General features: G+C 43.9%; 28 protein-coding genes and 2 pseudogenes. 9 read left to right on the forward strand and 21 right to left on the reverse strand.

Going from position 1 to position 26,071, the window contains the following annotated elements; all coding sequences use genetic code 11:
- Positions 1–205: 205 nt before the first annotated feature.
- A complete protein-coding gene (locus EAE90_RS21460) occupies positions 206–697 on the reverse strand; it encodes a YajQ family cyclic di-GMP-binding protein (RefSeq protein WP_214055218.1) in 492 nt (163 codons plus the stop codon).
- A 134-nt stretch (positions 698–831) separates the two neighbouring features.
- Between EAE90_RS21460 and panE the strand changes: the two are divergent.
- A pseudogene (gene panE, locus EAE90_RS21465) lies at positions 832–1,744 on the forward strand (2-dehydropantoate 2-reductase).
- Positions 1,707–2,297 (forward strand): protein deglycase YajL, encoded by a 591-nt coding sequence (gene yajL, locus EAE90_RS21470; protein WP_214055220.1) that lies wholly within the window; start codon positions 1,707–1,709, stop codon positions 2,295–2,297. Before panE ends, yajL begins: the two are co-directional and overlap by 38 nt.
- A gap of 79 nt (positions 2,298–2,376) precedes the next feature.
- Here yajL and thiI read toward each other — a convergent pair whose 3' ends face one another.
- On the reverse strand, positions 2,377–3,825 hold the full coding sequence (gene thiI / locus EAE90_RS21475) for a tRNA uracil 4-sulfurtransferase ThiI (RefSeq protein ID WP_214055221.1): 1,449 nt from the start codon (positions 3,823–3,825) through the stop codon (positions 2,377–2,379).
- A gap of 196 nt (positions 3,826–4,021) precedes the next feature.
- Between thiI and xseB the strand changes: the two genes are divergently transcribed.
- From xseB to EAE90_RS21505, 6 genes are all read left to right on the forward strand, one after another.
- Positions 4,022–4,300 (forward strand): exodeoxyribonuclease VII small subunit, encoded by a 279-nt coding sequence (xseB, locus tag EAE90_RS21480; RefSeq protein WP_214055222.1) that lies wholly within the window; start codon positions 4,022–4,024, stop codon positions 4,298–4,300.
- Positions 4,301–4,304: 4 nt separating this feature from the next.
- Positions 4,305–5,222, forward strand: coding sequence for a (2E,6E)-farnesyl diphosphate synthase (ispA, locus tag EAE90_RS21485; RefSeq protein ID WP_214055223.1), 918 nt, complete (start codon positions 4,305–4,307; stop codon positions 5,220–5,222).
- Between the two features lie 62 nt (positions 5,223–5,284).
- Positions 5,285–7,150, forward strand: a complete 1,866-nt coding sequence (dxs, locus tag EAE90_RS21490) for a 1-deoxy-D-xylulose-5-phosphate synthase (protein ID WP_214055224.1) — start codon at positions 5,285–5,287, stop codon at positions 7,148–7,150.
- A gap of 331 nt (positions 7,151–7,481) precedes the next feature.
- Positions 7,482–7,760: a type II toxin-antitoxin system TacA family antitoxin gene (locus EAE90_RS21495; RefSeq protein WP_036775083.1), complete on the forward strand. Its 279-nt coding sequence runs from the start codon at positions 7,482–7,484 to the stop codon at positions 7,758–7,760.
- Positions 7,757–8,281 (forward strand): GNAT family N-acetyltransferase, encoded by a 525-nt coding sequence (locus EAE90_RS21500; protein WP_214055225.1) that lies wholly within the window; start codon positions 7,757–7,759, stop codon positions 8,279–8,281. The genes EAE90_RS21495 and EAE90_RS21500 overlap by 4 nt, the downstream gene beginning before the upstream one ends.
- A 189-nt stretch (positions 8,282–8,470) precedes the next feature.
- Positions 8,471–9,331: an IS982 family transposase gene (locus EAE90_RS21505; protein ID WP_214055241.1), complete on the forward strand. Its 861-nt coding sequence runs from the start codon at positions 8,471–8,473 to the stop codon at positions 9,329–9,331.
- A gap of 165 nt (positions 9,332–9,496) precedes the next feature.
- On the opposite strand, the pseudogene EAE90_RS24050 reads toward EAE90_RS21505, so the two are convergent.
- From EAE90_RS24050 to queA, 14 genes and pseudogenes are all read right to left on the reverse strand, one after another.
- A pseudogene (locus EAE90_RS24050) lies at positions 9,497–9,685 on the reverse strand (type II toxin-antitoxin system YafQ family toxin); the annotation flags it as partial.
- A gap of 12 nt (positions 9,686–9,697) precedes the next feature.
- Entirely contained in the window at positions 9,698–9,820 is a 123-nt protein-coding gene (locus EAE90_RS24330) for a type II toxin-antitoxin system RelE/ParE family toxin (RefSeq protein WP_281422383.1), read from the reverse strand.
- Complete coding sequence (locus tag EAE90_RS21515; protein ID WP_011148029.1) at positions 9,792–10,064, reverse strand: type II toxin-antitoxin system RelB/DinJ family antitoxin; 273 nt, start codon at positions 10,062–10,064, stop codon at positions 9,792–9,794. Before EAE90_RS21515 ends, EAE90_RS24330 begins: the two co-directional genes overlap by 29 nt.
- 189 nt (positions 10,065–10,253) lie before the next feature.
- Positions 10,254–10,745 (reverse strand): phosphatidylglycerophosphatase A, encoded by a 492-nt coding sequence (gene pgpA, locus EAE90_RS21520; protein ID WP_214055226.1) that lies wholly within the window; start codon positions 10,743–10,745, stop codon positions 10,254–10,256.
- Complete coding sequence (thiL, locus tag EAE90_RS21525) at positions 10,738–11,727, reverse strand: thiamine-phosphate kinase (protein ID WP_214055227.1); 990 nt, start codon at positions 11,725–11,727, stop codon at positions 10,738–10,740. The genes pgpA and thiL overlap by 8 nt, the downstream gene beginning before the upstream one ends.
- Positions 11,728–11,827: 100 nt before the next feature.
- Positions 11,828–12,244 carry a transcription antitermination factor NusB gene (gene nusB / locus EAE90_RS21530; RefSeq protein ID WP_214055228.1) on the reverse strand — a complete coding sequence of 139 codons (417 nt, stop codon included), beginning with the start codon at positions 12,242–12,244 and terminating at the stop codon, positions 11,828–11,830.
- Between the two features lie 26 nt (positions 12,245–12,270).
- Positions 12,271–12,741, reverse strand: a complete 471-nt coding sequence (gene ribH, locus EAE90_RS21535) for a 6,7-dimethyl-8-ribityllumazine synthase (RefSeq protein ID WP_036808825.1) — start codon at positions 12,739–12,741, stop codon at positions 12,271–12,273.
- Between the two features lie 126 nt (positions 12,742–12,867).
- The gene (ribD, locus tag EAE90_RS21540; protein ID WP_214055229.1) at positions 12,868–13,977 is read right to left on the reverse strand and encodes a bifunctional diaminohydroxyphosphoribosylaminopyrimidine deaminase/5-amino-6-(5-phosphoribosylamino)uracil reductase RibD; all 1,110 of its coding nucleotides are present in this window, start codon (positions 13,975–13,977) and stop codon (positions 12,868–12,870) included.
- Between the two features lie 4 nt (positions 13,978–13,981).
- Positions 13,982–14,431, reverse strand: coding sequence for a transcriptional regulator NrdR (gene nrdR, locus EAE90_RS21545; protein ID WP_214055230.1), 450 nt, complete (start codon positions 14,429–14,431; stop codon positions 13,982–13,984).
- Between the two features lie 115 nt (positions 14,432–14,546).
- On the reverse strand, positions 14,547–15,515 hold the full coding sequence (gene secF, locus EAE90_RS21550) for a protein translocase subunit SecF (protein ID WP_214055231.1): 969 nt from the start codon (positions 15,513–15,515) through the stop codon (positions 14,547–14,549).
- A 10-nt stretch (positions 15,516–15,525) separates the two neighbouring features.
- On the reverse strand, positions 15,526–17,373 hold the full coding sequence (secD, locus tag EAE90_RS21555) for a protein translocase subunit SecD (protein WP_214055232.1): 1,848 nt from the start codon (positions 17,371–17,373) through the stop codon (positions 15,526–15,528).
- Positions 17,374–17,400: 27 nt separating this feature from the next.
- Complete coding sequence (gene yajC, locus EAE90_RS21560) at positions 17,401–17,730, reverse strand: preprotein translocase subunit YajC (protein ID WP_214055233.1); 330 nt, start codon at positions 17,728–17,730, stop codon at positions 17,401–17,403.
- A gap of 91 nt (positions 17,731–17,821) precedes the next feature.
- A complete protein-coding gene (tgt, locus tag EAE90_RS21565) occupies positions 17,822–18,946 on the reverse strand; it encodes a tRNA guanosine(34) transglycosylase Tgt (RefSeq protein ID WP_214055234.1) in 1,125 nt (374 codons plus the stop codon).
- Between the two features lie 141 nt (positions 18,947–19,087).
- Positions 19,088–20,155 carry a tRNA preQ1(34) S-adenosylmethionine ribosyltransferase-isomerase QueA gene (gene queA, locus EAE90_RS21570; protein WP_036775064.1) on the reverse strand — a complete coding sequence of 356 codons (1,068 nt, stop codon included), beginning with the start codon at positions 20,153–20,155 and terminating at the stop codon, positions 19,088–19,090.
- A 104-nt stretch (positions 20,156–20,259) separates the two neighbouring features.
- On the opposite strand from queA, the gene EAE90_RS21575 reads away from it, so the two are divergent.
- On the forward strand, positions 20,260–20,856 hold the full coding sequence (locus EAE90_RS21575) for an acyl carrier protein phosphodiesterase (protein WP_214055235.1): 597 nt from the start codon (positions 20,260–20,262) through the stop codon (positions 20,854–20,856).
- 205 nt (positions 20,857–21,061) lie between these two features.
- Here the strand turns inward: EAE90_RS21575 and EAE90_RS21580 are convergent, their stop codons facing one another.
- From EAE90_RS21580 to EAE90_RS21600, 5 genes are all read right to left on the reverse strand, one after another.
- Positions 21,062–22,030, reverse strand: a complete 969-nt coding sequence (locus EAE90_RS21580) for a hypothetical protein (RefSeq protein WP_214055236.1) — start codon at positions 22,028–22,030, stop codon at positions 21,062–21,064.
- Positions 22,027–22,995, reverse strand: a complete 969-nt coding sequence (locus EAE90_RS21585; protein WP_214055237.1) for a hypothetical protein — start codon at positions 22,993–22,995, stop codon at positions 22,027–22,029. The genes EAE90_RS21580 and EAE90_RS21585 overlap by 4 nt, the downstream gene beginning before the upstream one ends.
- Positions 22,992–23,960: a hypothetical protein gene (locus tag EAE90_RS21590; RefSeq protein ID WP_214055238.1), complete on the reverse strand. Its 969-nt coding sequence runs from the start codon at positions 23,958–23,960 to the stop codon at positions 22,992–22,994. Before EAE90_RS21590 ends, EAE90_RS21585 begins: the two co-directional genes overlap by 4 nt.
- Complete coding sequence (locus tag EAE90_RS21595; RefSeq protein ID WP_214055239.1) at positions 23,957–24,925, reverse strand: hypothetical protein; 969 nt, start codon at positions 24,923–24,925, stop codon at positions 23,957–23,959. Before EAE90_RS21595 ends, EAE90_RS21590 begins: the two co-directional genes overlap by 4 nt.
- On the reverse strand, positions 24,922–26,071 hold a 1,150-nt coding region (locus EAE90_RS21600; protein ID WP_214055240.1), incomplete at its 5' end, for a hypothetical protein. The genes EAE90_RS21600 and EAE90_RS21595, both read right to left, overlap by 4 nt.

Below are 26,071 nucleotides of genomic sequence, written 5' to 3' on the forward strand. Positions count from 1 at the left end.
CGAAACAAAATAATTCCCATTGAGGAATAAAGAAGCGGCAAAAATCATCGACATCGCAGAAAATTTCAACTAACTTGTTCATAGCCTGTTCCTCCCCGGAGCTGTTTCGGCGTGCACCAAAACATTGCTCCTGGAACAGGCTTCATGTCAATTTCTTATCCAGAATTCGGGTTAAACTAGATATCTCAACCCATTAGGCGGAAAATCAATCTCGGAAATTAGTAAACTGGAATGGCTGTCCCAGCTCTGCGCCACGAACTAATGCCATTACACTTTGCAAATCATCACGAGCTTTACCTGTCACTCGCACCTGCTCACCTTGAATCTGTGCCTGCACTTTCAGTTTGCTATCCTTAATCAGCTTCACGATCTTTTTCGCCGTAGGAGTATCAATCCCCTGCTTAAGAGTCGCTTCAACGCTGTAAGTCTTACCACTGTGCAACATATCTTCGGGGATATTCAATGCAGCGCCATCGATACCACGCTTAGCCAACTTTTCACGCATGATATCAGCCAACTGATTTACCTGAAAATCTGACTCACTGGCAATCTTGATAGATTCACTTTTTTCATTCAATTCGAAACTGGCGCTGACATTACGGAAATCCCAACGGCTAGCAAGCTCGCGCTGCGCATTTTCTACCGCGTTGCGCACTTCATGCATATCAATTTCTGAAACAATATCGAAAGATGGCATTATCCATGACCTCCTGATAATCAATAAGTTGGCATGATAACCGCTTTCCACTGTTAGCAAAAGCGCTATACTTGGATTAGCGGGATCTTATTATTTCCATCCAATATTATGGCAGCGTCTTTCAAAAGGTGTATATGAAGATAACCGTTCTTGGCTGTGGCGCTATAGGAAAACTGTGGCTAGCTGCATTATCACAACAAAAACATCAAGTACAGGGCTGGTTGAAAACCACACGATCTCATTTATCTGTTCATATTGACGAAATGAATGGAGAAGTATTCAACAAATCAATCCCAACTAATAACAGCGACCATCTTGCTAACAGCGAATTACTGATTGTCTGCCTGAAAGCATGGCAAGTCGCTGATGCAGTCAATAATTTACTGCCCAAGCTTTCACCTAATTGCCCAATTTTATTACTACACAACGGCATGGGTACCCAAGAAGAACTACTATCAGCACCTAATCCAATACTTCTTGGCGTCACAACACATGGCGCATATCAGGATGACCAACAGGTTTATCATACCGCATCCGGGATAACCCATATTGGTGCAACAACGTCAAATGCAACTGGGTTTAGCTCTCTGGCTAATGTATTACACCGATCTTTGCCAGATGTTGCATGGCATAATGACATTCTCTCTATTAGTTGGCTGAAACTTGCCGCTAACTGTGTCGTAAACCCGCTGACTGCACTTTATGAATGCCAAAATGGAGATTTGCTTCGCTACCCGGAACAATTGAATATTTTGTGCGAAGAAATTATTCAGGTTATGCAACGAGAGAACATACATACCACCATCGACAACCTGATTGCCTATGTCTACGATGTGATTAAGCTTACAGCAAAAAACTACTCTTCTATGTTGCAGGATGTCCGCGCAAAACGTCGCACTGAAATTGACTATATCACCGGTTATTTATTACGCCGGGCCCGTACACATGGTCTGGCAGCCCCTGAAAATACCCGTATCTATAACCTAGTTAAACATAAGGAGAGATGATTATGACCCCTTCAACACTCATCTGCCTGGCTCACGGTAGTGAAGAAACAGAAGCCGTTACAACTATTGATTTACTGGTACGCGCTGGCATCAGAGTTACGATCGCCAGCACCGCCAGCGATGGAGAACTGGTTTTAACTTGCTCCAGAGGTGTGAAACTAGTTGCTGATGTCCCTCTGGAAAAAGTTATTGATGAATCTTTCGATGCCATCATCTTACCCGGCGGTATGCAAGGTGCCGAGTGTTTCCGTGATAATCCACTCGTTATCGAAAAAATCCGCAAGGCACATTATCAAGGGAAAATTATCGCTGCAATTTGTGCCGTACCTGCTATCGTGCTTGAACACCACAATTTATTCCCTACTGGCAAAATGACCGGGTACCCCGATTTGCAAGACAAAATTTCGTCCGATAAATGGATTGATTGCCGAGTCTGTTTTGATGATCGTGTCAATCTATTGACCAGTCAGGGGCCAGCAACAGCTTTCGATTTCGCATTAAAACTCATTGAATTATTAAAAGGACGAGAAACAGCAGCAGAGGTGGCAGCTCAACTCATATTGCCACTAGGTGTATATTCTTATCAGGATTGAAAAAAATAGACAAAAACACCTTACTTTATACGATTCGGGGTTCACGTAATAGGAACCCCGGAATGTATAACTAAAACAATTAAGGCCGATAAACTTTCACGTTATCAAAACCCTGCTCAGATAAATAGAGTGCCTGCAAACGACTCATTACTCCACGTTCACAGTAGAGCAGATAGGTCCTATCCCTTGGCAAATCACCAAACTGGCTGCTCAACTTATAGAATGGCAATGATTTAATTTCCACATCATTTAACTGCAATGGCCGATCATCTTGTTCATCGGGCGAACGAATATCCAATAACACATCCGTCGGAGCGAACGCTGTCACCGTTTCAATTTCAACCACTTGCTGATTACTTTGTTCTGCGATCTGGCGAATATCAATATTTTGAGCTTCACTGATCACTTTTTCCAAAATATTAAAATCGAAATTCGCCTCTTCTGCTTCAATTTTAGCCTTAACAGCTTTTACTGTTGGGCTTTTTGAAATGACACCGCAGAATTCAGGCATCGTACGGGCAAAATCCTCAGTGCCAATTTCACGTGCCAACCTGATAATGTGCTCTTTATCATGAGAAATCAGCGGCCGCAGAATTAATGTATCCGATGCATTATCAATCAAACGCAAATTAGTGAGTGTCTGGCTGGAAACTTGTCCCAAAGCCTCACCGGTAACAATCGCCTGCACGCCATAACGCTCTGCAACTTTAGAGGCCGCTCTTACCATCATCCGTTTAAGCACCACCCCCATTTGGCCATCATCAATTTTTTCCAAAATTTCAGCGACAACAGGTTCAAAATCCACCGCAACGAAACGGACTTTATGGGAACTGCCAAAACGATTCCAAAGATAATGAGCAACCTGCTTCACGCCAATTTCATGAGCAGAACCGCCAAGATTGAAGAAACAATAGTGAACACGGCAGCCACGGCGCATTAGCATATAGCTGGAAACACCGGAATCAAAACCCCCAGAAATCAGAGACAATACATCTTCCTGCGTTCCAATAGGAAAACCACCAATCCCTTCATAGCGAGCTTTTACCAAAATCAGTACATCCTGATCGATTTCCAAATTGACGGTAACATCAGGATGATTGAGTTTTACTTTCGCGGATTCAATATGCTGATTTAAACCACCACCAACATAGCGTTCGACTTCATTAGAAGTAAATTGATGTTTACCGCGGCGCTTTACCCGCACGCAAAATGTCTTATTGTGGAGCAATTCGCCATAAGCCTCATAAGCTTGTTCAAAGATATGATGCATGTCACGAAACTCACGCTCCTCTACTTGCAGAATATGGTGAATACCGGGGATACGTGTCAGCGCATCACAAATTTGAGCGCCAAGGTTTTCATCTTTAGTGCGAACTTCGATATTATCCCAATGGCGAACCACTGCAATATTATCTCCTAACGTTTTTAGCACGTTGCGAATATTACTAGCGAGAATTTTAATAAAGCGCAAACGAACAGTTTGGCTCTTGATCGTGATTTCCGGGAATAATTTAATAATAAACTTCATAGTGAGTTATAGTAGTAGTTAGGCGTTTTGATAAAAAAACTGATGGTATGTCTTGGTTGTCAAATCAGGCCGCGAAGTATAACACTATCTCGTGATATAGCGCGGAAAAAACACAAAATCAGTTAAGGATTTGTTTGCACCAGCATAATAAGATAGTCTGCAACCCTTAGGCGAACTCTGTAAATAGTAAAAAATTATGCCAAAGAAAAATGCAATATCAGAAAGTACAAACAGTACGCCAGAAACTGCGTCGACGATGACATTTGAAAGCTCATTAAAAGAGCTGGAACAGATCGTCGCCCGGCTGGAATCAGGTGAACTGGCACTGGAAGAAGCCCTAAGCGAGTTTGAGCGTGGTATTCAATTAGCCCGTCAAGGGCAACAGACCTTGCAACAAGCAGAACAGCGAGTGCAGATTCTGCTTAACGATGATGCCCAATCTCCACTGAGTCATTTCTCCCCGGATACTGAATAAGCCTATGTCTGAACAAAATTCAACCCAATTTAAAGAACAGCTTAAAATCTGTCAACAACGAGTCAATAACGTTCTGATAAGCACACTATCTTCACTGGCATTTGCAGACAACCCACTAGTTCACGCAATGCAACATGGTACTTTACTCGGTGGTAAACGTCTGCGCCCATTTTTAGTGTATGCCGTTGGTGAAATGTTTGGATTATCCGCAAATAATCTGGATGCTCCAGCAGCAGCCGTTGAATGTATCCACGCCTTTTCATTAATTCATGATGATTTACCGGCGATGGATAACGATGATTTACGCCGAGGACAACCGACCTGCCACATAAAATTTGGTGAAGCTCACGCTATTCTGGCGGGAGATGCATTGCAGGCGCTGGCGTTTGAAATCCTATCAAAAAGAGAAATGCCGGATGTTACGACAGCAGATCGCCTTGAAATGCTTGCGGAATTGGCAACCGCCAGTGGCATTGCCGGTATGTGTGGCGGCCAAGCCTTGGATTTGGCGGCAGAAGGCAAACACATCGACCTCCATATGCTGGAACAAATTCATCGCCATAAAACGGGGGCGCTTATTCATTGCGCAATCAGAATGGGTGCATATAGCGCCGGCCAAAGTGGGCATGATGCCCTGCCTGAATTGGATCAGTATGCCCAAGCCATAGGTCTCGCATTCCAAGTTCAGGACGATATTCTTGATGTCATTGGCGACACCGAAATGATAGGAAAACGTCAAGGCAGTGACCAACAGCTAGGAAAAAGCACTTACCCCGCATTATTGGGACTAGAACAAGCGCAGAAAAAAGCATACGAACTGTATCAAGAAGCATTACAAGCTTTGAATAAACTGGAAGATAAATCTTATAACACAGCGATGCTGCGCGCACTTGCCAGCTTTATCATTGAGCGTAACAACTAAGGTCTGCCGGTAAATTTACCCACTGGCAGCGCTATTAATAAACACTTCTTAACGAGCATCAAATGAGCATTGATATAGCCAAATACCCAACATTGGCATTAGCGGAAAATCCTGAAGAACTTCGAATGTTACCAAAAGAGAGCCTGCCGAAGTTATGTGATGAACTTCGGCAATTCCTGCTAAACAGTGTCAGTCGCTCTAGTGGTCATTTTGCCTCCGGTCTTGGCACCGTTGAGCTGACTGTGGCGTTGCACTATGTCTATAAAACGCCTTTCGACAAATTGGTATGGGACGTCGGCCATCAGGCTTATCCTCACAAAATCCTGACAGGGCGCCGAGATCGTATTGATACGATTCGTCAAAAAAATGGGCTTCACCCTTTCCCTTGGCGAGATGAAAGTGAATACGACACCTTATGTGTTGGTCACTCATCAACCTCCATCAGCGCCGGATTAGGTATGGCAATTGCCGCTCAACGCGAAGGCAAAGGCCGCCGTACAGTTTGTGTTATCGGTGATGGCGCAATAACAGCGGGTATGGCTTTTGAAGCGATGAACCATGCCGGGGATATCGACCCGGATATGTTAGTCATTCTTAACGACAACGAAATGTCTATCTCAGAGAACGTTGGTGCGTTAAATAACCATCTGGCTCAACTTTTATCCGGCAAACTTTACACCACTTTGCGGGAAGGCGGGAAAAAAGTCTTTTCCAATCTACCACCGATTAAAGAACTCCTGAAAAAAACTGAAGAACATATCAAAGGCATGGTTGTTCCCGGCACTCTGTTTGAAGAATTAGGCTTTAATTATATTGGCCCCATCGACGGACATGATGTACTGACATTGATCCAAACGCTGAAAAATATGCGTGAGTTGAAAGGGCCGCAACTATTACACATCATGACCAAAAAGGGTCGTGGTTATGCCCCCGCCGAAAAAGATCCTATCAGTTGGCATGCGGTGCCTAAATTTGATCCGACCACTGGCGCATTACCTAAAAGCTCAGACAACCGCCCTACTTTCTCCAAAATCTTTGGAGACTGGTTATGCGAAGAGGCCGCTAACGACAAAAAACTGATGGCGATCACGCCTGCCATGCGTGAAGGCTCTGGTATGGTGCGTTTTTCCCGCGAATATCCTGATCAATATTTCGATGTCGCCATTGCAGAACAACATGCCGTGACTTTTGCCGCAGGTTTGGCAATTGGTGGTTACAGGCCAATCGTTGCAATCTATTCGACATTCCTCCAACGTGCTTATGACCAGGTTATCCATGATATCGCCATTCAGAATCTACCTGTGCTATTTGCAATAGATCGCGGCGGTATCGTAGGTGCTGATGGTCAGACACATCAGGGTGCCTTTGATCTTTCATTCCTTCGTTGCATCCCTAACATGGTAATTATGGCGCCAAGTGATGAGAACGAATGCCGACAGATGCTGCATACTGGCTATCATTATCAGCAAGGTCCTGTAGCCGTGCGCTATCCACGAGGAACCGGAACGGGGGTAGAACATCAACCATTTGAACAATTACCAATTGGTAAAGGCATTATTCGCCGCCGGGGTAAGAAGGTAGCGATCCTGAACTTTGGTACTCTGTTACCCGATGCAATAACAGCAGCAGAATCACTGGATGCGACTGTTGTTGATATGCGTTTTGTCAAACCACTGGATAAAGAATTGATATTAGAAATGGCTGATAACCATAATTTATTGGTTACTCTGGAAGAAAATGCCATTATGGGCGGTGCTGGAAGTGGCGTTAATGAATTACTAATGCAGGAAGGCCGCCTGGTACAAATTCTGAATATTGGCTTGCCTGACCAATTTGTGCCACAAGGTAGCCAGGAAGAAATCAGAGCGGATTTAGGGCTTGATGCCGTAGGTATTCAGAATAGCATCAATAAAAGGCTATTTTCCTGAGTGTATAGGGATAATAGGATATTTATTCTATTATCCTCAGTTTAGGATTATAGCAGGAAGTGCCTCAAGTTAGATGATATGTATTTTCCGCATTCTTCTCTATAAAAAGGCACTATTTTCAGAATCAAGTAACGATGCCTACCAAAGACTCTACACAAACCCAGTAATCCAGCGCAGTCGTCTTCTGAAAATGACAAAATCGATAGAGGTCACTGCCGTGCCAAAAACGTTTGTATTTGATACGGTACGCGTACGCTTTCATTGTGTACATTTTGCTAATAGGCACACCTTAGTGTACAATTTTAATACGTATAAATAGGAGGACGTAACAATGCCTCAGATCCCAGTAGAAACTAATGACCGAATGTCGCTACGTATTGCCTCAGAAGAAAAGTCGCTGTTGATGCGTGCAGCCGCTTTACAACATACCAACTTGACTGAGTTCGTGCTCCGCAATGTGATGTCAGCAGCACGGAAGATTATCGACGAGAACGAACGACTGGAGCTGACCGAAAGAGATAGTTTGCATGTTCTGGATCTTTTGGATAACCCACCGGCACCGAATGATAAATTGTTGGCCGCAGCATTTGCCTTGCCGAAACAATCATGATGCTACCAATCTGGCACGAAGAGCCTATAGGCAAACATCATGATCGCGGTGCTTTTGACTGTGGTGATGAGGCGTTGAATCAGTTTTTACATCGCCATGCAAGGCAGAGCCATGAGAAAGGTGGGGCAAAAACCTACCTTGCGGTTAGCGAGAGCAATGGGACGGTATTGGGTTACTACAGTCTAAGTCCCGCTTCTATTGCTTATGAACGTGCACCGGAAGTGATTAAACGTGGTCTGGCTCGACATGAAGTGCCAGTATTTCGGCTTGGCCGTCTGGCTGTAGATCTTTCAGTACAGAGTCAAGGACTCGGTGGCCAGTTGTTGCTAGCCGCTGGTCGGCGCTGTTTATTGGTGGCCGTGCAGGCTGGCGGGGTTGCATTGCTAATTGATGCCAAGAATGAGCGTGTTGCCGAGTGGTACGCCAGCTATGGTGCTATTCCGCTATTAGATGCCCATCTATCTTTGCTGTTACCATTCAAAACAATACATGCAGCTCTAGTCACTGCGGGAAAGCTTTAAATGAACGAAGCCAACCAATCACAATAAATTACAGCTACTACCAGATATCTCTGTTAAGCGACAGGGAAACACCTATGTCATATTTAACCTGAGTTCTGGATAAGAAATTGACGAGAAGCCTGTTCCGGGAGCAAAATTTTGGTGAACGCCGAAAACAGCTCCGGGGAGGAACAGGCTAGGGATAAGTTAGTGGAAATTTTCTGCGATGTCGACGATTTTTGCCGTTTTTTCATCCCTCAGTGGACACAGTTTTGCCTTGATAACGGATACCGTCTACGTCGCCGCCAAGGTCGCATGTCTCCCAGTGAAATCATGACTATCCTGATCCTCTTTCATCTATCACATTACCGTGATTTTAAACATTTTTATCTGGAGCATATTTGGAAATATCACCACAATGATTTTCCCACCTTGCTCAGTTATACCCGTTTTATTCGTGTCGCGCCTTCCGTTTTGGCACCACTGTGCAGTTATCTGACTCAATTAAAAGGGAAACCGACTGGCATTGCTTTTATTGATTCCACCAGTTTGGGTATTTGTCATAACATCCGCATTCCCCGTCATCAGGTTTTTGAGGGGATCGCAAAACGAGGAAAAACCTCGATGGGATGGTTTTACGGCTTCAAGTTACACTTGGTTGTTAACCCTCTGGGCGAAATTCTGGCGCTGAAAGTGACTGCGGGTAATGAGGATGATCGGGAACCGGTTCGCGAATTAATGGGTTCTCTCTATGGAGATAAAGGTTATCTCAGCCAGGAACTGGCAGACGATTTAGCCCAAACGGGTGTCACTTTCATCACGAAGAAACGTCGTAACATGAAAGCGCGTATGCTGGCAGAGTGGGATAAAATCATGTTATCAAAGCGTTTCATCATAGAAACCATCAATGATCAATTAAAGAATATTTCTCAAATAGAGCATTCGCGCCACCGAAGTATAACGGGATTTCTGTTGACCGTTTTAGGTGGTGTGATTGCTTACTGCCTTAAATTAAAAAAACCATCACTGAAAATTTTCTACTCAGAAGACGATTTTCCAGTGATGGCTTAAACAGAATTCGGGGTAATTTAGAAAAACTTTACTGCTGCGTCGATGATTTTTGCCAAAAATTTCTAACACTCCCTATAAACCAATACTTCTTTCATCCCTCTAAGCTTCTAATTCCTTGAAAACCTGCGTCATTGTGTCACTCAAAACTTCCACTAAATTCCTTTATCACTCGAACAATTCCGCATGTGTACCGGTTCTGACAAACTCTATTGCATTTTTCTGTTCGTCCAGAAGATAAATTAAAAGAAAATCCCCCCCAATATGACACTCTCTAAATCCAGCCCAATCTCCGACTAACTCATGATCTTTATATTCAGCTCCTAGAGGTGAATCATTAGCAATGAGGAGCATTACAACAGATTTTAATCAGTTCATGTCATAGCGCCCAGAACGGCTCAATCGTTGCCAATCTTTACCGAACTGTTTTGTATAGTCTGAGCGACGCGGAAAGCTAGCGCGCTTACTTGCCGCAGTCTTTTTCAATGTCATGAATTAAATCATCCGCATCGTTAAAACGTGCATTCATTGAGCTTCTCGCCTCATTCATAGCCTCAACAGTAACTCTGTTAGGGATTTTCTTAATCTCGAAAGGTAGCGCCTTTTCTTTGGCCACCATCGTTACAGCAATGCGTAGAAAGTCAGACATTTTAATCCCAATAGCAGCTAAAACATCGGTTGCCTCTTGCTTAATTGCAGGATCTATACGTGTGCGAACATAAGTTTCAGTACCCATTTAATACCTCGTACATGCTGATTTTTGTAGTACTATCGTAGTCCTAATTTTGATATTAGGCAATCTTAGCCCAGAGAAGAAAATGCTGAAGTATAAAGCAAAAAGCAACGATATTACCTTTCAGTGGCAACCTGTTCAGGGGTTCGGGAATTGTAGTAATTTCATTAGACTTTCCATCTACACCACACCTCAAAAAGTCAAAATCTGATAAAACGCCAGTAACCAAACAATCACGAAAGAAAATACACCGGCGATAATATCATCCAACATGATGCCTAATCCGCCATGAACATAGCGATCAAACCAGCGAATTGGCCACGGTTTCCACATATCCAGAATGCGGAACACCATAAAACCGGTCAAAATCCACTGCCAGTTAACCACAGGGATTGCCATCAATGTGATCCACATACCGATAAATTCATCCCAGACAATACTGCCGTGGTCATGAACCTTCATATCATCAGAAGTACGCTGACAAATCATTATGCCGAAAAGCACCCCGACAATAATAACCAACCAGCAAATCCATTCCGGAAACCGGACCAGTAATAACCAGAATGGAATAGCCGCCGCCGATCCCATTGTCCCCGGCACAACCGGCGACAGCCCACTACCAAAACCTGTCGCTAATAGATGCCAAGGATTACTCATCCGTAAGCGACGCTTTGCCTTATCCATGTGCTTCCTCGGTAATAAAATGATCGAACCCTTTTAGATCTAATTTAATCTCTTTATTATTGCTGTAATAACGAACACCCTCCGATTCCGCCATAATCTGTCCAACACAGCTAAAACCAGCTCCGGTATGCGCCAACGCAATTTCCAACGCACCACGATTCCGCTCCGGGACGGTAAAACATAATTCATAGTCTTCCCCACCACTTAAAGCCCACATCAAAGCTTGTTGTGGTTCAACATATTGTTTCATCGCATCAGAGTAAGGAATCGCATCCAGATTTATTCTGGCTCCACATCGGCTGGCTTTCAGAATGTGGCCCAAATCGGAAATCAAACCATCAGACAAATCAATAGCTGATGTTGCCAAGCCACGTAACGCTTGCCCTTGCAAAATACGAGGCTGCGGCCTGAGATGACGCTGAACCAACCAGTTGTGAGATACCGGATCAGAAATTTGCAGACGGTTTTGTAACAGAGCCAAACCCGCCGCACTATCGCCCAACGATCCACTCACATAAATCCAATCGCCATTTTTTGCGCCAGTACGCCGTAAAGCTCTGCCTGCGGGAACTAAACCATGAATCGTCAACGTCAGACTCATGGGGCCGCGGGTAGTGTCACCACCAATAAGCTGCATACCGTAATAACGCAATTGCTCAAACAGACTGTCACTGAAACTACTCAGCCAGCGTTCATCCACTTCCGGTAATGTCAACGCTAATGAAAGCCAGGCAGGATCAGCGCCGACCGCAGCCAGATCACTAAGATTCACAGCAAGAGATTTGTAAGCTAAATCTTCAGGGGAGATATCAGGTAAAAAATGAACGCCTGAAACTAAGGTATCCGTACTAACCGCCAATTGTTGTTTATCAGCTAGAGTCATCAGTGCGCAGTCATCACCAATACCTAAATTTACATCACGCCGGTTAGTCTCCTGGCGATCAAAATAACGTGCAATGAGGTCAAATTCGCCACATGCCATAATAGAATCCCAAAAAGTTACTGATGATCACGAACATAAGGCCGGTACCCCGGCCTTACAAATCATCGTCTACGGTGGGAAAAACCTGACAAGCAGTAGCTTATCTTTTTCTGCGTACTGCCGGACCAGACTTATCCAGTACTCCGTTCACGAATTTGTGACTATCTTCAGCACCGAAGACTTTTGCCAATTCGATAGCTTCGTTAATAGCCACTTTATAAGGGACATCATCACGATAACTTAGTTCAAACATAGCAACACGCAAAATGGCTTTTTCTACCTGACCTAACTCTTCGAGCTGACGGGAAAGATAAGGAGCCATCAAAGCATCCAGCTTAGCTGCATTCACAGCTACTCCTGACAGCAATTCACGAAAATAGGTTACGTCAACACCAGTGACGTCCTGCTCCGACAGAAACTGTAATTCAACATCAGCAACGCTATTGCCAGATAATTGCCATGAATATATAGCCTGAACAGCGCACTCACGAGCACGACGACGAGCAGCAGGTTTCACAAGATTCCCCTTAATTAAAACTAAAATCAGCCTTTAATGGCATTAATTACATTGACCATTTCCAGTGCGGTTAATGCGGCTTCTGCGCCTTTATTACCCGCTTTGGTTCCAGCGCGCTCAATCGCCTGTTCAATGCTCTCTGTAGTCAGAACACCAAATGCCACTGGGATTTCACTGGACATCGCCACATTGGACAGACCAGAACTGCATTCACCAGCAACGTACTCAAAATGAGCGGTACCACCACGGATAACTGTACCTAGCGCGACAACGGCGTCATATTTTCGGGTTTCGACCAATGTCTTCACTGTCAATGGTAACTCGTAAGCGCCAGGAACCCAGACAACAGTAATATTCTCTGAGGCAACCTGACCGATACGCTCAAGCGCATCTACCGCGCCACCTAACAGACTGTCATTAATGAAGTTGTTAAAACGTGCAATGGCAATCGCCACACGAGCTTGTGGAGCTGCAACAACACCTTTGATTACGTTCATAGCCTTCCTTCTATCTGTTCATATCCGCAGGGGGGCGGATTCTATCATATTCTTTCGTTAGCTGCGCCTGCCGATTTAGCAACGGAGCATAAAAACAGGCAACTTAATCCATACTCACATATTCAGTCAGTACACAGGTCGCAGGCGAAGACGAAGATCAGACCCCACTTGCTGTATATCAAAAATGTCAAATTCCGGCGCCTCTGCCAAATTTTTGAGTTCAGGAATAGCAAACAAACCACAAGCCGTATCACCTAGTACTTTTGGCGCAACGTAAAGAACCAGTTCATCCACCAACCCTAAAGTTAGCAATGCCCCCGCCAGTGATGCCCCACACTCGGTCCAGACCGTATTGATCTGGCGCTTCCCCAACTGCATCATCAATGACACTAAATCTACCCCAACACCATGAGCAGGCAACAATATCTGTTCTACATTTTCAGATAAGTCATATTCATCTGCTTTAGTACGAGCCAGCCAACAATAACCGGGCTGCTGCATCACCTGATGCTGAGGACCAACACGATTCTGACTGTCAACAATAACACGTACTGGTTGACAAAGATTTTCCTCGGGATAAATCGCCTGAGTTTCTGCATCCAATTCACTCCAACGAACCGTCAAGTGAGGATCATCAGCTAGAACAGTGCTACTGGAACTCAGAATCGCGCTACATTGAGCACGGAATTTTTGTACATCATAGCGAGCTTGAGGTGATGTAATCCATTTACTTTCGCCAGAAATCAACGCCGTTCGCCCGTCAAGAGAAGAAGCCATTTTCAACTGAACATACGGAAATCCGGTACGCATTCGCTTCAAAAATCCCCGGTTGAGAGATTCAGCTTCCTCCATCATCAGCCCATGCTCTACTGCAATACCAGCCTGTTGCAGCTTATAAAGCCCCCTTCCTGCCACCTGTGGATTAGGGTCCTGCATCGCCGCAACCACACGGCTAACGCCAGCCGCAATCAGCGCATCAGCACAAGGCGGTGTCTTACCGTGATGACTGCACGGCTCAAGCGTGACATAAACAGTTGCGCCCTTAGCTTTATCCCCGGCCATCCGTAAAGCATGAACCTCAGCATGCGGCTCGCCAGAACGTAAATGAAAACCTTCCCCAACAATCTGCCCATCACGTACCATCACACAACCGACGTTAGGATTAGGTGACGTGGTAAAGCGACCTTGACGCGCCAATTCCAAAGCGCGCGCCATATATTTTTTATCGTTATTCACTGGCTCAACCTTGTAATTTAGCAATCTCCTCGCCAAATTCACGAATATCTTCAAAACTGCGATAGACAGAAGCAAAACGGATATAAGCAACTTTATCCAATTTCTTCAACTCATCCATGACCAAATTACCAATCATTTTGGATGGAACTTCCCGCTCACCGGTAGCACGTAACTGAGATTTAATATAGCTAATCGCCATTTCGACATCATCAGAACTGACCGGTCGCTTCTCCAGTGCTTTTTGCATACCGCGGCGCAATTTTTCTTCATCGAACGGCTCTCGGGTATCGTCACTTTTTATTACTCTAGGCATAACCAGCTCAGCCATTTCAAAAGTGGTGAATCGTTCATGACACTCAAGACACTGGCGCCGACGGCGCACCTGCGAGCCATCCCCGACCAAACGAGAGTCTATCACTTTGGTATCAACAGCAGCACAAAATGGGCAATGCATATCGTTTCCTGATAGTTAATCCAAACTAAATTTACAGTTTATCCTTAATCTGAATAAAAAACACCCTGTCAGCCGGATACTCACAGGGTGTTTGCACAGCATCAAGGGAGAATAATTAAGGCAATAAAGATGGCTGATCAGCCCCTTCCTTCTCAACTTTTTGCTGGATCATGTGTTCACGCTTCATACCCAGTTTCAACGCCAAAGCAGAAGCGACATAGATAGAAGATATCGTACCGATAGAAACACCGATTAACATCGCTAGTGAGAAACCCTTCAACATCGCGCCGCCGAAAATATACAACATCAGCACCACCAATAAGGTAGTCGCGGATGTCATGATTGTACGACTCAATGTTTGCGTCAGAGAGACGTTCATAATTTCATACGACGTACCACGACGGATCTTACGGAAGTTTTCACGGATACGATCAGAAACCACGATACTGTCATTCAATGAGTAACCGATAACCGACATCAACGATGCCACAATGGTCAAGTCAATCTCGATATGGAACAGTGACAGAACCCCTAGCGTGATGATGACGTCATGAGCAAGCGCGAGAACCGCCCCCAATGCCAAACGCCATTCAAAACGGAAGCCAACATAAATTAAGATACAGATAAGCGCCGCCAACAACGCCATTGCACCATCTTGGGCGAGTTCAGCACCGACACTCGGCCCAACAATTTCAATACGATTGACACTCGCATCTTTATCAATGGTGTCATTAATGACCTTAATAACCTTTTTACCCAGTTCCTCATTAGCCGCTCCCGTAACTGGTGGCATGCGCACCATCACATCGCGGCTACTACCGAAATTTTGCAACAGCGGATCTTCAAAACCCGCTTTTGCCAGGCTATCACGCATCTTATCCAGATCAGCAGATTGACTGAGTTTGATTTCAATTACCGTACCACCGGTAAAATCGAGTCCCCAGTTAAACCCGCGAGTTGCCATCACAAAAACAGAAGCTACCAATAGCAGCAACGAAATTCCGAAAGCAACGTTGTCCCAGCGCATAAAGTCATAGACTTTACGACCGTAGTTCAATTGTTCAACAGTATAATCCTGTGCCACAACGTGCTCCTTAAATTGACAGCTTCTTAATACGCTTACCGCCGTAGCGCAGGTTGACGATTGCGCGAGTACCTACAATAGCGGTGAACATAGAAGTCGCGACACCAATTGACGTTGTTATCGCAAAGCCTTTAATTGACCCGGTACCAACAGCATAAAGAATGATCGCAGTAATCAACGTGGTCAGGTTAGCGTCAATAATACTGGAGAAAGCCCCCTTATAACCTTCATGTATCGCTTGTTGTACTGTCCGGCCATTACGCAATTCTTCTTTGATACGCTCGTTAATCAGCACGTTAGCATCAACCGCTACCGCCAGCGTTAGCACAATACCAGCGATCCCCGGCATGGTTAACGTCGCCCCTGGCAACAGAGACATGATACCGACAATCAGCACCAAGTTAGCCAACAACGCACTGCTCGCAATCACACCGAATTTGCGATAATAAATCACCATAAACAGAATTGAAGCAATTAAGCCCCACAGACAAGCCTCTAAACCTTGTTCAATGTTTTGCAGACCAAGGGTTGGCCCAATAGTACGCTCTTCTACAATCTGAATCGGCGCAATTAGAGCCCCCGCACGCAACAGCAAGGATAACTGACGCGCTTCAGTTGCGTTGGAAAGGCCCGTGATACGGAAACTGTTCCCCAAACGAGTCTGAATATTAGCGATGTTAATCACTTCTTCATGTTTAACTAACACCGCCCGGCCGTTAGCATCTTTCTTACCGCCGTCTTTATATTCCACAAACAGTGTTGCCATTGGCTTACCAACATTGTCTTTAGTGAAATTAGACATCGCTGTGCCACCGGCACTGTCCAGTGAAATACTCACCTGTGGATTACCGTATTCATCGGCATCTGAGATTGAATCTGTAATGTGATCACCGGTCAAAATAACACGCTTGTATAGCACAACCGGATTACCATCACGGGTGTTTTTCACCTCAGAATCCCCTGGCACACGGCCTGATGCAGCCGCGGTAGAATCAATACTGGTATTGACCAGACGGAATTCCAGCGTGGCTGTCGCGCCAAGAATCTCTTTTGCACGAGCCGTATCCTGAATACCCGGTAATTCAACCACAATACGGTCAGCACCCTGCCGCTGAACCAATGGTTCGGCCACACCCAGTTGATTAACACGGTTACGCAGAATGGTAATGTTTTGCTGCACCGCATAAGAGCGTGCTTCGCGCTGACGTTCATCACTCATCACCGCTTTCAGGGTATTATTGGCTCCAATACTGAAAACTAAATCACGGTGACGACCAGTAAGATAGTTTTCCGCCTCATCCCGCGCTTTTTCATCGCGGAAGCGGATTTCTACACCGTAATTATCAATTTTACGCACAGTGGAATAAGGAATACCTTTTTCACGCAAACCGGTGCGCAAGCCATCAATATTCTGCTCTTGCAATTTGCCTAATGCGGTTTCCATATCCACTTCCATCAGGAAGTGCACCCCACCTCGCAGATCAAGGCCCAGCTTCATTGGCTCGGCGCCAACCTTACTTAACCAGGTTGGTGTTGCTGGCGCCAGGTTCAATGCCACCACGTATTGATCGCCTAATGTGGACATCAATACTTCACGGGCACGAAGTTGAATATCGGAATTATTGAAACGAGCAAGAATAGCACCATTTTCCAGCGCAATAGATTTACTCGCGATTTGATTTTTTTCTAAAACATTATGGACTTGGGCCAGCGTTTGCTCACTGGCGGCAATGCCTCGCGCGCCAGTGATTTGTACAGCCGGATCCTCACCATAAAGGTTGGGAAGTGCATAAAGCAAACCGATGAGGATCGCAGCGATCAGCATCAGATACTTCCACAAAGGATAACGGTTTAGCACGGCAGTTCCCTTCGGGAAAATCAGAAATTACAGAGCCTTCATTGTACCTTTCGGTAAAACGGCAGCGACGAAATCACGTTTAATGGTCACTTCAGTAGTATCATTCAACGCTACAATGATATAACCCGTGTCAGAAACTTTAGTGACGCGACCAATCAAACCACCATTGGTCATCACCTCATCACCTTTGGAAATAGAATCCATCAGCTTTCTGTGTTCTTTAGTACGTTTCTGTTGTGGACGCAGGATCATGAAGTAGAAAATCAAGCCGAAAACAACCAGCATGATGATCAAAGAATATGGGCTTCCCTGAGCCGGTGCGCCAGCAGATGCTGCTGCTTCAGAAATAATACTCATTAAACTTCCCTCATTGTTATCAAATTCAATAGTAATCAAAAACCAGCCGCAATATGCTATACACACCGAAACCAGTCAATCACTACTTAAGTCAAATACTTAATGCCGGAACGGGTTTACCAATCCGTTGATAAAAATCTTCAACAAACCGTTCAAGATTACCTTCTTCGATAGCTTGACGAATCTTAGCCATCAGGCGCTGATAATACCGCAAATTATGGATAGTATTCAGCCTTGCACCGAGAATTTCGTTACAACGGTCGAGATGATGCAAATATGCCCGACTATAATTCCGACAAGTATAACAGTCACACTGCTCATCCAACGGAGAAGTATCCTCTTTATGTTTGGCATTACGGATTTTAATCACGCCATTGGTCACAAAAAGATGACCGTTACGGGCATTTCGGGTTGGCATCACACAATCGAACATATCAATGCCGCGACGAACCCCTTCCACCAAATCTTCTGGTTTCCCCACGCCCATCAGATAGCGCGGTTTATCTTGCGGGATTTGCGGACAAACATGTTCAAGAATACGGTGCATATCCTCTTTAGGCTCGCCTACCGCCAGACCGCCTACAGCGTATCCATCAAAACCAATCTCTACCAAACCTTTTACTGAGATGTCACGTAAATCTTCGTAAACACTTCCTTGAATAATACCAAACAAAGCGTTTTTATTCTGCAATTCATCAAAACGCTTACGGCTACGCGCTGCCCAACGCAAAGACATCTCCATCGAACGTTTCGCATAATCCCAATCAGCAGGATATGGCGTACATTCATCAAAAATCATGACAATATCAGAACCCAAATCATACTGGATTTCCATCGATTTTTCTGGGCTAAGGAAGACCGGAGTACCATTGATTGGGTTACGGAAATGTACACCCTCCTCTTTGATTTTACGCATTGCACCAAGGCTGAATACCTGAAAACCACCTGAATCCGTCAAAATTGGACCATGCCATTGCATAAACCCATGCAGATCGCCATGAAGTTTCATGATTTCCTGCCCTGGGCGTAGCCACAGATGGAAAGTATTGCCAAGCAGGATCTGCGCCCCCGTTTCTTTTACCTCTTCTGGTGTCATCCCTTTTACCGTGCCATAGGTCCCAACTGGCATAAATGCTGGCGTTTCTACCACGCCACGCTCAAAAATCAGACGACCACGACGAGCTTGACCGTCAGTAGTTTGTAATTCAAATTTCACTTAACCTCCAGGCATCAGATAAACAGTCCGATGCTGTTGTTTAAAACCAGACAAAGTTGAAATTTACCGTTGAGCTGAGATATCCACATAGCCCTATTTTCAACAATATATACCAATCAATGCCATAATCATTACATTGAATTAAGAAATCTTTTCCTTGCAAGCGAAGGGATTACGACGAATAAACATAGCATCACCGTAACTAAAGAAACGGTATTTTTCCGCAACTGCTTCTTTATAGGCATTCATCGTATTTTTATAACCCGCAAACGCAGAAACCAACATGATAAGTGTCGATTCCGGCAAATGGAAATTAGTAATCAACGCATCCACAACTTGATATTCAAAACCCGGATAGATAAAAATTTGCGTATCATTAAAAAATGGCGCAATTAACCCATCCTGACAGGCTTTTGCCGCACTTTCCAGCGATCGCACTGAGGTTGTGCCAACGGCAACAACTTTGTTGCCTCGCGCCTTACATGCCAGCACAGCATCAACCACATCCTGTGGCACTTCTGCATATTCGGCATGCATGATATGGTCTTCAATGGTCTCCACCCGCACAGGTTGGAAAGTACCGGCGCCAACATGCAATGTCACAAAAACCATCTCCACGCCCTTTTTACGTAGCGCTTCCAACAATGGTTCATCAAAATGAAGACCAGCAGTTGGCGCAGCTACCGCTCCGGGTCGCTCACTGTATACAGTTTGATACAACTCACGGTCTGCCTCTTCATCAGGACGATTAATATAAGGCGGCAAAGGCATATGACCGATGTCATCCAAAATGGACAACACATCGCGCTCATCATCAAAACGTATTTCGAACAGGCTATCATGGCGGGCCAACATGGTTGCTTTAAGACTTTCATTGTCCCCCAACAACAGTTCAGTCCCCTCTTTTGGCGCTTTGGAAGCACGCACATGTGCAAGTACCCGCTTATCATCCAACACCCGTTCAACCAGCACTTCCAGCTTACCGCCGGTAGCTTTTCGGCCGAAAATACGCGCAGGTATGACACGAGTATTATTGAAAACCAGTAAATCTCCGGCATTCAACTTATCGAGAACATCCGTAAAAACACCATGCGTTAATGCCCCCGTTTCACCATCAAGCGAGAGCAAACGGCAGCCACTACGTTGTGGTTGAGGGTAATGAGCAATCATTTCGTCAGGAAGTTCAAAAGTAAAATCGGAGACACGCATTATATTTAATCATTCAGAAAAACAGGCGGACTAGTCTAGTGCCGCAGCTTTAAGGGTGCAACAAATAAGCACATAACTTCACGGATTTATATTATAATCACCGAATGAATTTTCTCGCTCACCTTCATTTAGCTACTCTGGCTGACAGCTCCTTACTAGGGAATCTGATGGCAGATTTTGTGCGCGGTAATCCAGAGGGACAATACAGCGCTGATGTGGTTGCCGGTATTCGTATGCATCGGCGTGTCGACGTATTAACAGATACCCATCCATTGGTTATTCAAGCCCGTCACTTGTTCAGTGCTCCATATCGACGGGTTGCGCCGATTACTTTGGATATTATCTGGGATCATTTCCTCTCCTTGTATTGGGATAAACTAGTTCCCACTTACTCACTACCGGCATTTATTCACCATGTTCGCAACCAGATTGAACCTCATCTTTATTACACTCCCGAAAAATTTCAGGAGCTGAATGAATTTCTATGGCCGCAAAACTGGCTAATCCGCTATGCAGATCTTGCATTTATCGCAGATGTATTAACAGGCATGGCCCGAAGGCATCCCAAATTATCGGCTTTATCTGGATCATTTCAGGATATAGAACAACATTACGCTGATTTTGAAACACTATTCTGGCAATTTTATCCCTATATGATGGAAAAAGCAGAAAATAAGGATTTTTACTATCCACCTCAATAAGCATTATTGTTGCATATTATACTTAAGAAATAAGTCGTGGATGCAGATAGCAAAAAATCATTCAGGTAATACGGTGCTTTCGCATATTTAATGATTTCTTCATTCCTGATATCCAGCGATACAATCACAATTTCTTTTCTCCAACATGCCAGCCGTTGGGCTGGCATAAGATGAATAGTAGGAAATTACTTTCTAACGCTAATTTTCATTCGGAAAAATCTTCATCAGGGGGACCTAAGCGATCCAATTCAGCCAAAATCAATGGAATTTGAGCCTCTAAATCGGCAGGTCTTTTATCTTTACTCCACCAGATAAGCGGCTCACGACGTTTATAATCCACCTTACTGACTGCCTCTTTGCCGTTTAATAAAAATTTCACCATAAAAGCCAGCGCCAAAACTTTATCATTGCTATTGCTTAAAAAAGCAAAAGAATAACTGTTGACGTTAGGGATAAAACCACGCCCGATAAGTTGATTGTTCTCGTCTAGGCCGTAAACTTTGAGGAACAGAATATTAGTTTTTTCTGCCATGCCTACTTGTGGATAGCGAGCAGCATAGGCTTTACCTTTATACCAGGTATAAAAGATCTGCCGTTCGCGATCGATAATTAATGGTGCTTGTCGGAGAGAAAAAAACACACCCCAAACAAAAGGTGGAATAATCAGTAGGTAAAGTAGCAAAAATGCCATATCAGTTAAAAAAATATCATTACTATATTTATAATAATTATAGCGATAATGCAGATATTTTCTCAGAGAGATTTCTTTATCGTTACCAATATAACGAGCATCTTCCATATAATTGGGCAAATCATTGCGAAAATAAAACTCTTCGCCATATTTTCCCTTTACCAACTCTATCCAATCACGAAGATTAGATTCAGCACTTTTTCGCTCTTCTATAAAATCATTCACTGTTAATAACAGACTAGTAATTAATCCTAGTGTTACCGGGATTAAGGTAATACTTCGGAAGCGACGCTGGGGATTTCTAACCCAGCATTCCTTATTGTTAAGGCGATCCAGTATTTCCACGTGCTTAATGGTTTCCTCACTCTTGATATCCGGTGGTGCCGCCAGAATCTCTTTTTCCCAGAGTGCCAGCCGTTGGGCTGGCAAGGGATGAATAGTGGGAAACCATTTTTTGAGTAGATTTTTCAATCGTTGTTTCATTCGGAAAGATCTTCATCAGGGGGACCTAAGCGATCCAATTCTGCCAAAATCAACGGAATTTGAGCTTCTAAATCGGCGGGTCTTTTATCTTTACTCCACCAAATAAGCGGCTCACGGCGTTTATAATCCACCTTACTGACCGCTTCTTTGCCGTTTAATAAAAACTTCACCATAAAGGCGACTGCCAGAGCTTTATCATTGCCACTACTTAAGAAAGCAAAAGTATAACTGCTGACATTAGGGATAAAGACACGTTCTATAAGGTTATTATTTTCATCCAGTCCGTAGACTTTGAGATACAGAATATTGGTTTTTTCCAGCATACCTAATTGTGGATAACGGGCAGCATAGGCTTTACCTTTATGCCAGGTGTAGAAAATCTGTCGTTCACGGTCGATAATTAATGGTGCCTGACTCTGCCAAAAAAATATACAATATACAAAGGGTGGAATAATCAGTAGGTAAAGCAATAAAAATGCCATATCAGTTATTAAAATATTATTGCTATATCTATAATGATTATAGCGATAATACAGGTATTTTCTCAAGGAAATTTCTTTATCATGAGCAATATATTCATACTTTTTAAGAAAATCTGGTAAAGCAGGATCCAAATAAAATTTCTCACTATAATCTTTTTTTGCATCATTAACAGACCAAAGCAGATTCTTTTCTGCTGCCCTCCATGTTTCAATAAAATCGTTAACATTTAACACCAGACTACTAATAATTCCCAGAGTTACTGGGATCAAGTTAATACTCCTGAAACGGCGCTGGGGATTTCTAACCCAGCACTCCTTATCATTAAGGCGATCCAGTATTTCCACATGTTTGATGGTTTCTGCATCCTTAATATCTGGTGGTGCTGCCAAAATTTCTTTTTCCCATCTGGCTAGTCGTTGGGCTGGCAAGGGATGAATAGTAAAAAACCATTTTTTGAGTAAATGTTTTAATCGTTGCTTCATTCGGAAAGATCTTCATCAGGGGGACCTAAGCGATCCAATTCGGCTAGAATTAGGGGAATTTGGGCTTCTAAATCGGCGGGTCTTTTATCTTTACTCCACCAAATAAGCGGCTCACGGCGTTTATAATCGACCTTACTGACTGCCTCTTTGCCGTTTAATAAGAATTTCACCATAAAAGCCAGCGCCAAACCTTTATCATTGCCACTACTTAAGAAGGCAAAAGAATAACTGCTGACGTTAGGGATAAAACCACGCCCGATAAGTTGATTGTTCTCGTCCAGGCCGTAGACTTTGAGGAACATAATATTAGTTTTTTCCCCCATGCCTACTTGTGGATAACGAGCGGCATAGGCTTTGCCTTTATACCAGGTGTAAAAAATTTGTCGTTCACGGTCGATAATTAATGGTGCTTGTCGCCGTGAAAAAAACACCCCCCAGACAAAAGGGGGAATAATTATCAGATAGAGCAAAAGGAAGCTTATATCAATAATGAGAAGTCGAGTGCTACTTGGGTAAAAGGTATAACGATAATATAAATATTTTTTTAGTGGAATTTCTTTATCATTACCAATATAACGAACATCTTCCATATCAGCAGGTAGATCATTACGTAGATAAAATTTTTCGCCATAGTCTTTTTTTGCGTAGCCAACCCATCGATGAATAGCTTTTTCATCAATTTTCCGTTCTTTGATAAATTCGTTAATATTTAGAATAAGACTACTAATGATCCCTAATGTAACCGGGATTAGGGTAATACTCCGGGCGCGGCGTTGAGTATTACGAATATGACACTCCTTATCATCAAGGTAGTCTAATATTTCCACATGCTTGATGGTTTCTGCATCCTTAATATCTGGTGGTGCCGCCAGAATTTCTTTTTCCCAGCGGGCCAGCCGTTGGGCTGGCAGTGGATGGATAGTGGGAAACCATTTTTTGAGTAAATTTCTTAATCGTTGCTTCATTCGGAAAGATCTTCATCAGGGGGACCTAAGCGATCCAATTCTGCCAGAATCAACGGAATTTGAGCGTCTAAATCGGCGGGTTTTTTATCTTTACTCCACCAGATAAGCGGCTCACGGCGTTTATAATCCACCTTACTGACTGCTTCTTTGCCGTTTAATAAGAATTTCACCATAAAAGTCAGCGCCAAACCTTTATCATTGCCACTGCTTAAAAAAGCAAAAGAATAACTGCTGACGTTAGGGATAAAACCACGCCCGATAAGTTGATTGTTCTCGTCCAGGCCGTAGACCTTGAGGAACATAATATTAGTTTTTTCTGCCATGCCTACTTGTGGATAACGAGCGGCATAGGCTTTGCCTTTATACCAGGTGTAGAAAATCTGCCGTTCACGGTCGATAATTAATGGTGCTTGTCGCCGTGAAAAAAACATAGCCCATACAAAAGGTGGGATAATCAGCAGATAGAGTAACAGAAAACCTATATCGACCTTGAAAAGATAACTACTATTTTCATAATAGGTATATCGGTAATGCAGGTATTTTCTTAGAGAGATCTCTTTGTCGTTGCCAATATAACGGGCATCTTCCATATAATCGGGTAAATCATTGCGTAGATAAAATTCCTCTCCATATTTCTTTTTCACTAATTCTATCCAACGATAGAGGTTATCTTCGCTTTTTTTTCTTGATTCCATAAAATCGTTAATGTTTAACACTAGGCTACTAATAATCCCCAGTGTAACCGGAATTAAAGCAATACTCCGGGCGCGGCGTTGAGTATTACGAATATGACATTCTTTATTATCAAGGTAGTCCAATATCTCCACGTGCTTAATAGTTTCTGCATCCTTCATATCTGGTGGTGCCGCCAGAATTTCTTTTTCCCAGCTGGCCAGCCGTTTGGCTGGCAATGGATGGATAGTGGGAAACCATTTCTTGAGTAAATTTTTTAATCTCTGTTTCATAGTATGTGTTCCCCGTCAAAACTGCCTTTAATGGTATTTTCTGTTGTCGGTTTTTCTCCCCAGAAATAGCGTAGAGGGGAGAGAATCTCTTCCGATTGCTCATAATACCAGTACAATTCACTAATGTGTGAATAAACTCCTATAGTTTCAGGGACTACTATCTCTAGTGTTGCAGTATCGCCATTTAGGGTAAGTTTTCCCTGTCCCTGAGCTTCCTTGAATTTGGCATTGCGAAAAGCATCGGGAGTATATTTGCGGCGGTTAATCTCAATATAATCGACTTTTTCTCCCCAATAAGAGGTTTTGGGTGAAGTCACAAAGATCCCTCGAATATTTGAGAGATTCATCTGAAAAGCAGGTAGAGTAAAACAATAGGTGGTGACGCCAAAGCCTTGATGTATTTTCAGTTGTGGCTGGATAAAGAGATTTAAAAATTCTTGGTTTTCTATAAGAAAGTGATCTTTGGTAAGATGATCCATTTCACGAGCAACTTCTAATTGTTTGGAAATTTTAGGTCTCCCATTTTCTCCCCAGAAAGCATATTCGTCCCCTGCTCCCCAGAAACAGTTATTCAGCACTTTCTCCAAATCTGACCAGGCACTGCTAGCTTGTACAATACTGCCACCGATAAGCAAACTAGCCCCGACGACTATCGCAGTAGGTACACCCGCAGTCAGGAAGGAGCCTACCGCCGCTCCGATCCAGATTGCAGTTGTTAAAATGGTGGAGCCTGTTCCTATTGCTACCAAGCCATAACCCTCCACTTTATTACCCACGTTGAAAGCGTTATTTGCATCATAGAATGAGATAATTGCTCCTAAATATCCTGCCACACTACCGGCAACACGGGAGAACTGACTGACCGCCGACGCATTGATAGCTGGCACTTTTGTCCCGCTCATCAGCGCTTTCACTATGGGGGAATTCACCTTACTTGCCAGCGTCAAACCAATAGAAGTCAAATCGGCACTCATACCAATCACCGCAGTACTAAAGCGCAGCAGATTCATATAGGAAGATCCGGGTTGTAACGGGTTGTTGCGGGCATATTCTGTCTGCATGATCACATCGGACAGGGTGAATGCATTCAGGAACAGGCTGACACCGGTCAATGAAGAATCAAACAGTAAACCAATAGAGGCTTTA

Source organism: Photorhabdus caribbeanensis, assembly GCF_018448885.1.
GTDB classification, from domain to species: domain Bacteria; phylum Pseudomonadota; class Gammaproteobacteria; order Enterobacterales; family Enterobacteriaceae; genus Photorhabdus; species Photorhabdus caribbeanensis.